A 263-nucleotide genomic window follows, 5' to 3' on the forward strand; every position below is an offset into this window, starting at 1 on the left:
TTCTATTTCCCGATCAGTAAGCGCAAGTTCTGCTTGGAAAACTGCAATTTTTGAAGCAATGTCGCGCTGGGTCTCTATTGGAGGCAGCTTGAACTCGATGCTCTCAAATTCATTACGTTGCAGAAGGCGACGCTTTCCTATTTTATTTCCTTGACTTGAACGTGTCTCCAGTAGAAAGCGGATGTGATGCGTTTGAAGTAGCGTGACCATGAACTCAGGGTCGACGTCGGCACTGAGCCGGATGACCCTATAAGCCGGACTCA

The 263-nt window shown here is 47.9% G+C and carries 1 protein-coding gene; it reads right to left on the bottom strand.

Annotation, left to right across the window (positions count from 1 at the left end):
• A partial coding sequence (locus Q5762_RS38705) for a hypothetical protein (protein WP_315897003.1) occupies positions 1–210 on the bottom strand: 210 nt, incomplete at its 3' end.
• Between the last annotated feature and the right edge of the window lie 53 nt (positions 211–263).

Origin of the sequence: Streptomyces sp. P9(2023), assembly GCF_032436795.1 — a bacterium.
Classification (GTDB): domain Bacteria; phylum Actinomycetota; class Actinomycetes; order Streptomycetales; family Streptomycetaceae; genus Streptomyces.